Source organism: Mesorhizobium sp. M2A.F.Ca.ET.037.01.1.1 (assembly GCF_003998075.1).
Taxonomy (GTDB): Bacteria; Pseudomonadota; Alphaproteobacteria; order Rhizobiales; family Rhizobiaceae; genus Mesorhizobium.
The window spans coordinates 1-9,479 of sequence record NZ_RZSA01000147.1; the positions used below are offsets into that span (position 1 = coordinate 1).

Here is a 9,479-nt window from a genome sequence, read left to right on the forward strand (position 1 = left end):
GTCGTCAATCTCGCCGCGCAGGCGGGCGTCCGCTATTCGCTGATCAATCCGCACGTCTATGCGCGCAGCAACCTCGACGGCTTCCTCAATATCCTGGAGGGCTGCCGTCAGGCCTCTGTCGGTCATCTCGTCTATGCATCGTCGAGCTCGATCTATGGCGGCAGCACGCGCATGCCGTTCTCGGTCCATGATTCCGCCGACCATCCCTTGAGCCTCTATGCCGCAAGCAAGAAGGCGAACGAGCTGATGGCCCACACCTACAGCCATCTGTTCGGGCTGCCGACCACGGGGTTGCGCTTCTTCACCGTCTACGGTCCGTGGGGCCGGCCCGACATGGCCTTGTTCATCTTCACCAAGGCCATCCTCGCCGGCCAGCCGATCGACGTCTTCAACCATGGCAACATGCAGCGGGACTTCACTTATATCGACGACATCGTCGAGGGCGTAATCCGCGTCATGGAGCATCCCGCGACGCCCAATACCGATTGGACAAGCGCTGCCCCGGATCCCGCGACCAGCAATGCGCCGTACAGGATCCACAACATCGGCGACAGCTCACCCGTCCAGCTGAGCCGGCTGATCGACGTGCTGGAAGACGCGCTTGGGCGCAAGGCAATCCGCAACCTGATGCCGCTCCAGCCGGGCGACGTGCTGGCGACCTACGCCGACATCACCTCGCTCGAGGAGGTGACTGGCTTCAAGCCCAGGATCCCGATCGAGGTCGGCGTTCCGCGCTTCGTCGAATGGTATCGGGATTTCTATCAGGTCTGATTAGGCGCCCGCGACAACGTGCTAGCGGCCGAGTACTAGCGGCCTGTCGTTGACGCCTGCCTGTCGATCCACAGCGCGATCAGCGTGCAGGCGGCGCCTGAAAGCAGATAGGCGCCGGCGGCGATGAGGCCGAAAGTGCCGGCGATCAGCAGCGCGGCAAGCGGCGCAAAGCCGGCGCCGAACATCCAGGCGAGGTCCGACGTCACCGCCGAGCCGGTATAGCGGTGCTGGCGCGAGAAGCTCGACGCGACGACGCCCGAGGATTGCCCGAAGCTCAAGCCGAGCAGAATGAAGCCCAGCACCATGAACACCGTCTCCCCGACGGTGCCGCCATTGAGAAGCTGCGGGGCAAAGCCGCTGAATGCGGCGATGGCGACGGCGCCGCCGCCGAGCAGGGCGCGGCGTCCGACACGGTCGGCCAGCGGCCCTGACGCGACGATCGCGGCGATGCCGAACAGCGCGCTCACCGCCTCGATGATCAGGAAGCGCTCCGGCCCCTCATTGGTGAACAGGAACACCCAGGACAGCGGGAACACCGTCACCATATGGAACAGGGCGAAGCTCGCCAGTGGCGCGAAGGCGCCGACGACGACGTTGCGGCCTTCCGTGCCGATCATGTCCCTGATGCGGGTCGGCTGCAGGTCGCCGCTCTCGTAGAGCTTCGAGAATTCGGGCGTGACGACGATGCGCAGCCTGGCAAACAGCGCCACGACATTGATGGCGAAAGCGACGAAGAACGGATAGCGCCAGCCCCAGGCGAAGAAATCGTCGGCCGAGAGGTTGGCGACGAAGAAGGCGAACAGCGAGCTCGCCACGATAAGCCCGATCGGCGCGCCGAGTTGCGGGATCATCGCATAGATTCCGCGCCGGTTCTGCGGCGCGTTCAGCGCCAGCAGCGAGGGCAACCCATCCCAGGTTCCGCCGAGCGCCAGGCCTTGCAGGAAGCGGGTAAGCGCCAGCAGCCAGGCGGCGACAGCGCCGACGTCTTCATAGGACGGCAGGAACGCCATGGCGACGGTCGAGGTGCCGAGCAGGAAAAGCGCGATGGTCAGCTTGGCGCCGCGGCCATAGGCGCGGTCGATCGCCATGAACAGCACCGTGCCGAACGGACGCGCGATAAAGGCCAGCGCGAAGATCGCGAAGGAATAGAGCGTTCCGACCAGCGGATCGTGCGTCGGAAAGACAAGCCTGGGGAATACGATCACGGAAGCGATCGCATAGACGAAGAAATCGAAGAACTCCGATGTCCTGCCGATGATCACGCCGACCGCGATATCGCCAGCGCTGACCTGGCCGTGATGCGAGCCGATCAGCCTGCTGTCCGTTTCGGCAGTCGAAGTTTCAGCCATCTTGTTCGTCGCCACCGAGCTCAAGTTCGGAACGCGATTGTCCTCGTCCCATTATGCGTGCACAGTTTCGCCAAAGCCATAGCAATCCGGCATTGGACAAATTGTCCAATGTCGTCCCCGTGCCGGCGGCAGTAGCCGTTGGCCCATACCGCGTTGTAGCTTGCAAAAGCCCGTTGCGACGCCATCGAGGGCAGCGTTGATGAAACGATCCGGAGCTTTGCTTCTGTTTCCCCTGGCCGTGCTGCTGAGCGGCTGCGACTTCGTCGTGCTAGCGCCCGCGGGCGACGTGGCAGTGCAGCAGCGCGACCTGCTCGTCGTCTCGACCCTTTTGATGCTGCTCATCATCGTGCCCGTCATGGCGCTGACCGTGCTGTTCGCCTGGCGCTACCGGCAGTCCAGCACGACGGCGACCTACACGCCCGACTGGGACCATTCGACCAAGCTGGAGCTGGTGATCTGGGCGGCCCCTCTGCTCATCATCATATGCCTGGGCGCGCTGACGTGGCTCGGCACGCATCTGCTCGATCCTTACCGGCGCATCGACCGAATCGAACCCGGACAGCCGGTCACGCAGAACCATAAGCCGCTCAGGGTCGAGGTCGTCGCGCTCGATTGGAAGTGGCTCTTCATCTATCCGGACTACGGCATCGCCTCCGTCAATGAGCTGGCGGCGCCGGTCAATCAGCCGATCGACTTCCGCATCACCTCGTCCAGGGTGATGAACTCCTTCTACATTCCAGCCCTTGCCGGGCAGATCTACGCCATGCCCGCCATGGAGACGAAGCTGCACGCCGTCATCAACCGTCCAGGCACCTATACCGGCTTCTCGGCCAATTACAGCGGCGCCGGCTTCTCCGGCATGCGCTTTGCCTTCCACGGCGTCTCGGACCAGGCCTTCGCCGATTGGGTGGCGCAGGCCAAGAGCGCTCAGTCCAGGCTCAGCCGCGAGACCTATCTCGAGCTTGAACGCCCGAGCGAGAACGAGCCGGTCCGGCAGTATGCCTTCGTCGACCACGACCTTTATGGCGCGATCCTCAATCTGTGCGTCGAGCCGGGCAAGATGTGCATGAACGAGATGATGTCCATCGACGCCAAAGGCGGCCTTGGCCTTGCCGGCGTTCGCAACACCCTGCCGCTGCAATATGACAAGCTTGCCCGGCGCGGCTCGGTGTTCGGTAGCGATCCGTCCTATGTCGCCAGCATCTGCACGGCGGAGGAGGCGGCAGCCGCCTCTCGCGCGGCTCGTAATGACGATGAAAAGAGCTGGCCGCTCAGGGACCTGTCCCCGCTGCGCGGCGTCGGCTTGCTCGCGCCCGGCGCCGGCAGCCGCCGCGCCGACGCCGAGGCGCCGTCGCTCGGCCTGCTGCGCTTCGAATTGTGAGGAATGGCGGATGCCTGAGACGCTGACCAAATTCATCTTCGGCCGCCTCACTTTGGAGTCGCTGCCGCTGCACGAGCCGATCGTCGTCGTCACCTTCATCGTGGTGGCGCTTGGCGGCCTCGCGGTTCTCGGCGCCATCACCTATTTCAAGCTCTGGGGCTATCTCTGGCGCGAGTGGTTCACCAGCGTCGACCACAAGAAGATCGGCATCATGTACATGGTGCTCGGCCTCGTCATGCTGCTTCGCGGCTTCTCCGACGCCATCATGATGCGCCTGCAGCAGGCGATCGCCTTCAACGGTTCGGACGGCTATCTCAACGCCCATCACTACGACCAGATCTTCACCGCGCACGGCGTGATCATGATCTTCTTCGTGGCGATGCCTTTCGTCACCGGGCTGATGAACTTCGTCGTGCCGCTGCAGATCGGCGCGCGCGACGTCTCCTTCCCCTTCCTCAACAATTTCAGCTTCTGGATGACGGTGGGCGGCGCCATCCTGGTCATGGCCTCGCTGTTCGTGGGCGAGTTCGCCCGCACCGGCTGGCTGGCCTATCCGCCGCTCTCGGGCATCAATTACAGTCCGGATGTCGGCGTCGATTATTATATCTGGGCGCTGCAGGTCGCCGGCGTCGGCACGACCTTATCCGGCATCAATCTGATCTGCACTATCGTCAAGATGCGCGCCCCCGGCATGACCATGATGCGCATGCCCATCTTCACCTGGACCTCGCTATGCACCAACGTGCTGATCGTGGCGTCCTTCCCGGTGTTGACGGCGGTGCTCACGCTCTTGGCGCTCGACCGCTATGTCGGCACCAATTTCTTCACCAACGACTTCGGCGGCAATCCGATGATGTATGTGAACCTCATCTGGATATGGGGTCACCCGGAGGTCTACATCCTTATCCTGCCGCTGTTCGGCGTCTTTTCCGAGGTCACCTCGACTTTCTCCGGCAAGCGCCTGTTCGGCTACACCTCGATGGTCTACGCCACGGTGGTCATCACCATCCTGTCCTATCTGGTCTGGCTGCACCACTTCTTCACCATGGGCTCCGGCGCCAGCGTCAACTCCTTCTTCGGCATCACCACGATGATCATCTCGATCCCGACCGGGGCAAAGATGTTCAACTGGCTTTTCACTATGTATCGCGGCCGCATCCGCTTCGAACTGCCGATGATGTGGACGGTGGCCTTCATGCTCACCTTCGTCGTCGGCGGCATGACCGGCGTGCTGCTTGCGGTGCCGCCGGCCGACTTCGTGCTGCACAACAGCCTGTTCCTGATCGCGCATTTCCACAACGTCATCATCGGCGGCGTGCTGTTCGGCCTGTTTGCCGGCATCGCCTACTGGTGGCCCAAGGCCTTCGGCTTCAGGCTCGATCCGTTCTGGGGCAAGGTTTCGTTCTGGTGCTGGGTGCTCGGCTTCTGGTTCGCCTTCATGCCGCTCTACATCCTCGGCCTGATGGGCGTGACGCGCCGCATGCGCGTCTTCGACGATCCCTCGCTTCAGATCTGGTTCGTCATCGCTGCCTTCGGCGCCGTGCTGATCGCCGCTGGCATCGCCGCCTTCCTTGTCCAGATCTTCGTCTCGATCCGCAAGCGAGCCGAACTGGTCGACGTCACCGGCGATCCGTGGGACGGCCGCACACTCGAATGGTCGACCTCCTCGCCGCCGCCCGCCTATAATTTCGCTTTCACGCCGGTCATCCGCGACAATGACGCCTGGTTCGACATGAAGAGAGCCGGCTACCGGCGCCCGCTCACCGGCTTCAAGCCGATCCACATGCCGAAGAACACCGGCACCGGCGTCGTCCTGGCCGTGTTCAGCGTGGCGCTCGGCTTCGGGCTGATCTGGTACATGTGGTGGCTGGCGGCGCTGAGCTTCGTCTGCCTCATCGCCACCGCCATCGGCCACACCTTCAACTATCACCGCGACTTTGACATCCCGGCCGCCGAGGTCGCGCAAACGGAAGAGGCGAGGACGGCGCTCCTCGCCGCTGAGGGGGCTAGGGCTTGAGCATGGCATCGACGGCAATCACGGCCGGCGCCGAGCCGGTCTTCCACCTGGAAGAGGAGCATGCGCACGCCGAAGGCGGCAGCACCATGCTCGGCTTCTGGCTCTACCTGATGAGCGACTGCCTGATCTTCGCCATGCTGTTCGCGGCCTTTGGCGTGCTCGGCGGCAATTACGCGGCGGGTCCTGCTCCGAAGGACCTGTTCGATCTCAGCCTGGTGGCGGTCAACACCACCATGCTGCTGCTCTCCTCGATCACCTATGGCTTCGCGATGCTGACCATGGACAAGGGCCGTGCCGGCGCGACGCAAGCCTGGCTCGCGGTGACCATGCTGTTCGGCCTCGCCTTCCTGTCGATCGAGCTCTACGAGTTCGCGCATATGATCCATGAGGGCGCGACGCCGCAGCGCAGCGCCTTCCTGTCGTCCTTCTTTACCCTGGTCGGCACGCACGGCCTGCATGTCACCTTCGGCATCGTTTGGATGGTGACGCTGATGGTGCAGGTCGCGCGATATGGCCTGATCGAGGCCAACCGCCGCCGGTTGATGTGCCTCTCGATGTTCTGGCACTTCCTCGACGCCGTCTGGATCGGCGTCTTCACCTTCGTCTATCTGATGGGGACGTTGCGATGAGCGCTCATGATCATGCCGGTCACGACCACGCGCATGGTGGCGCCGCGCACGGCTCGCTGAAGGGCTATCTGATCGGCTTCTTCCTGTCGGTGATCCTCACCGCCATTCCGTTCTGGCTGGTGATGGACGAAGTCATCGACAACAAGCAGGCCACGGCCGTCATCATCATGGCCTTCGCCGCGGTGCAGATCGTCGTCCACATGATCTTCTTCCTGCACATGAACCCGGCCTCCGAGGGCGGATGGTCGATGCTGGCGCTCATCTTCACGGTGATCCTCGTCGTCATCGTGCTGAGCGGCTCGCTCTGGGTGATGTACCATCTCAACGCCAACATGCTGCCCGGGCTCCACGAGATGCGGGAGATGCCATGAGCCCTGTTTCGGGCGTGGGGAGGGCCAATCTCAAGGCAGAAGTCACGGTCGGCCTGGCAGATACATGCGCTCACGCCGCGCCGTCGAAAGGCTCCGCGTCGCGCTTCTTGCTTGCGCTGCTCGGACTTGTCGGCGTTCTGGTGTTTCTTGGGCTCGGCATCTGGCAGCTGGAAAGACGGGTCTGGAAGCTCGACCTGATCGCCCGCGTCGACCAGCGCATCCATGCTCCGGTCGTCGATGCGCCAGGACCCGCGACATGGGCTGATATCAACGCGGCCGGCTATGAATATCGCCATGTACGCCTCACCGGCAGTTTCTCCGGCGGAGCCAACACGCTGGTGCAGGCGGTGACCGAGCTTGGAGGCGGCTATTGGGTGCTGACGCCGATGCGCGACGATCGCGGGTTCACGGTCCTCGTCAACCGCGGCTTCGTTCCGCAGGAGCGCAAGGCCGAATTTCAACAAGAGAGCGGCGGCCCGAGGTCGCCTACGGCGATTGACGGGCTGCTGCGCATCAGCGAACCCGGCGGCGGCTTCCTGCGCAGCAACGATCCGGCTGCCAACCGCTGGTATTCGCGCGACGTCGCGGCAATCGCCAAGGCGCGCGGCCTGACCGATGTCGCGCCCTATTTCATCGACGCCGGGGCATCCGGCGCGGACAGTTGGCCGCGCGGCGGCCTGACTGTCGTCACCTTCCGCAACAGCCACCTTGTCTATGCTCTGACCTGGTTCGCCCTGGCAGCGATGCTGGCGATCGTCATCGCCAGGCCGATTTTTGCCCGGCGTCGGAAGCGGGACGCGGCAAGATGAACATCTCGATCGCGCGGCTTCATCACGGGAAGGCGTTCCCAGCGGCTCCTCTTGCCGGCCACGGAGGCGCCGCCTCGAACGCCGACGTGACGAACAGGAAGAACCTGCTGCTTCTCATCCACTTGCGTTGGCTGGCGGTGGCGGGGCAGGTGCTGACCATTCTGGTGACGCAATACTGGTTCGCCATCCCGCTGCCGCTTACCGGGATGGCTGGCGTGGTGCTGTTCCTCGTCGCGTTGAACATCTTCAGCCTGCTCGCCCTGCGCGGCAATCGCCGCATCTCCAACGGCCAGCTTTTCGTCGCGCTGATTTTCGACATGGCGGCGCTGACCACGCAGCTCTATCTGAGCGGCGGCGCCTCGAACCCGTTCGTGTCGCTCTATCTGCTGCAGATCACGCTCGGCGCCGCGCTGCTGGCGCCATGGTCGACCTGGATCCTGGTCGTGGCCGCCTCGGCCTGCTTCGTCTTCCTCATCTTCGTCTTCCAGCCGATCGCGCTTTCGCATCACGGCGGCAGCGACCTCCTGGCGCTGCATCTGCGCGGCATGTTCATCTGCTTCGTGCTGGCGGCCGGCCTGATCGTGATCTTCATGACGCGCATCAACCGCAACCTGCGCGAACGCGATGCCTATCTCGCCGACCTGCGCCAGCGTTCGGCTGAGGAAGACCACATCGTGCGCATGGGCCTGCTCGCCTCCGGCGCCGCGCATGAGCTCGGCACGCCGCTCTCGACCATATCGGTCATCCTGTCCGACTGGCGCCAGATGCAGGGCATCAAGCGCAACCGCGAGCTTGCCGAGGACGTGGCCGAGATGCAGGCGCAGATCGAGCGCTGCAAAAGCATCGTCACGGGCATCCTCATGTCCTCCGGCCAGGCACGGGGCGAGGGCACGATCCGCACCACGATCCGTCACTTCCTCGACGATCTCGTTCGGGAGTGGCGTGTCAGCCGCCAGCCTTCCAGGCTGGACTTCAGCAACGGTTTCGAGCCGGACGAGCCGATCGTGTCCGACACGGCGCTGCGGCAAGTGATCTTCAATGTGCTCGACAATGCGCTGGAAGCATCGCACGATTGGGTCGGCATCGCTGCCGAGCGGCAGGATGAGAAGCTGGTGTTCACCGTCAAGGATCGCGGACCGGGTTTCGACAAGGATATTCTGGCCGGGCTCGGCCAGCCCTATATGTCGAGCAAGGGGCGTCCGGGCGGCGGCCTTGGCCTCTTCCTGGTGTTCAATGTCGTGCGCAAGCTCGGCGGCGACGTTTCAGCGCGCAACATGGAGGAGGGCGCCTGCGTTACCCTTTCGCTGCCTCTGGCGGCGCTGACCCATGGAGACGATCGTGAAACCTGATCGATCCTTGTTCATTGTCGAGGACGACGCGACTTTCGCGCGCACGCTCAAACGCTCGTTTGAGAAGCGCGACTACCACGTCGCGGTCTGCCATGACCGCGACGCCGTGAAGGCCGCGCTGGAAAAGGCCGTTCCGGCCTATGCCGTCGTCGACCTCAAGCTCGGAGCGGGATCGGGTCTCGAATGCGTCAAGCTGCTGAGCGCACGCGACCCGTCGATGCGGATCGTGGTATTGACGGGGTTTGCCAGCATCGCCACGGCGGTCGAGGCGATCAAGCTCGGCGCCTGTCACTATCTGGCCAAGCCCGCCAACACCGATGACATCGAAGCCGCCTTCGGCCGCGACGAGGGAGATGTGTCGGTGCCGCTCACCAGCCGTCCCACCTCGATCAAGAACCTGGAATGGGAGCGCATCCACGAGACGCTGGTCGAGACCGGCTTCAACATCTCCGAAACCGCGCGCCGCCTCGGCCTGCACCGGCGCACGCTCGCTCGCAAGCTCGAGAAGCGGGTGGTGCAGTAACTATCCGACGGCCACGGCCAGCACCGAGACGCAATCGCCCGCCTTGACCAGGCCCGGGAAGTGACGCGCGGCCAGCAGCCCCGACATCCGGGCCCTGATCTCCTGCGGTGCCTGGCCGGTGCGGCCGAGCGGATGGATGCGCGCGACCACCTGGCCGTCCTCCACCGGTTCGCCGAGATCGACCATGGTCTCGATCATGCCGTCATCCTCGGCGAAGGCGAAGCAATCGGCCGAAGGCATGTCGAGCCACTGAGTTCTGCCCTTCTCGATCGCACCAGAC

The 9,479-nt window shown here is 63.9% G+C and carries 10 protein-coding genes; 8 read left to right on the top strand and 2 right to left on the bottom strand.

The annotated features are described in order from the left end of the window. On the top strand, positions 1 to 771 hold a 771-nt coding region (locus EOA27_RS10120), incomplete at its 5' end, for an NAD-dependent epimerase/dehydratase family protein (RefSeq protein ID WP_127256069.1). Positions 772 to 806: 35 nt separating this feature from the next. Here the strand turns inward: EOA27_RS10120 and EOA27_RS10125 are convergent. Then, positions 807 to 2,120 (bottom strand): MFS transporter, encoded by a 1,314-nt coding sequence (locus EOA27_RS10125; RefSeq protein WP_126079310.1) that lies wholly within the window; start codon positions 2,118 to 2,120, stop codon positions 807 to 809. A 199-nt stretch (positions 2,121 to 2,319) separates the two neighbouring features. Between EOA27_RS10125 and cyoA the strand changes: the two genes are divergently transcribed. Genes cyoA through EOA27_RS10160 form a run of 7 tightly spaced genes read left to right on the top strand, consistent with a single transcriptional unit; the run spans position 2,320 to position 9,199 of the window. Further along, entirely contained in the window at positions 2,320 to 3,501 is a 1,182-nt protein-coding gene (gene cyoA / locus EOA27_RS10130) for a ubiquinol oxidase subunit II (RefSeq protein ID WP_126079309.1), read from the top strand. A 10-nt stretch (positions 3,502 to 3,511) separates the two neighbouring features. Next, positions 3,512 to 5,518, top strand: coding sequence for a cytochrome o ubiquinol oxidase subunit I (cyoB, locus tag EOA27_RS10135; protein WP_126079308.1), 2,007 nt, complete (start codon positions 3,512 to 3,514; stop codon positions 5,516 to 5,518). 2 nt (positions 5,519 to 5,520) lie between these two features. Next, complete coding sequence (gene cyoC, locus EOA27_RS10140; RefSeq protein WP_127256071.1) at positions 5,521 to 6,147, top strand: cytochrome o ubiquinol oxidase subunit III; 627 nt, start codon at positions 5,521 to 5,523, stop codon at positions 6,145 to 6,147. Beyond that, entirely contained in the window at positions 6,144 to 6,518 is a 375-nt protein-coding gene (gene cyoD / locus EOA27_RS10145) for a cytochrome o ubiquinol oxidase subunit IV (protein WP_126079306.1), read from the top strand. Before cyoC ends, cyoD begins: the two co-directional genes overlap by 4 nt. After that, positions 6,515 to 7,327 (top strand): SURF1 family protein, encoded by an 813-nt coding sequence (locus EOA27_RS10150; RefSeq protein ID WP_126079305.1) that lies wholly within the window; start codon positions 6,515 to 6,517, stop codon positions 7,325 to 7,327. The genes cyoD and EOA27_RS10150 overlap by 4 nt, the downstream gene beginning before the upstream one ends. Continuing rightward, positions 7,324 to 8,676, top strand: coding sequence for an ATP-binding protein (locus EOA27_RS10155; RefSeq protein WP_126079304.1), 1,353 nt, complete (start codon positions 7,324 to 7,326; stop codon positions 8,674 to 8,676). Before EOA27_RS10150 ends, EOA27_RS10155 begins: the two co-directional genes overlap by 4 nt. Further along, positions 8,666 to 9,199 carry a response regulator transcription factor gene (locus EOA27_RS10160; RefSeq protein ID WP_189343256.1) on the top strand — a complete coding sequence of 178 codons (534 nt, stop codon included), beginning with the start codon at positions 8,666 to 8,668 and terminating at the stop codon, positions 9,197 to 9,199. The genes EOA27_RS10155 and EOA27_RS10160 overlap by 11 nt, the downstream gene beginning before the upstream one ends. Here EOA27_RS10160 and EOA27_RS10165 read toward each other — a convergent pair. Further along, the coding region (locus EOA27_RS10165; protein WP_189561998.1) for a succinylglutamate desuccinylase/aspartoacylase family protein at positions 9,200 to 9,479 on the bottom strand (280 nt) is incomplete at its 5' end. It abuts the gene before it with no gap.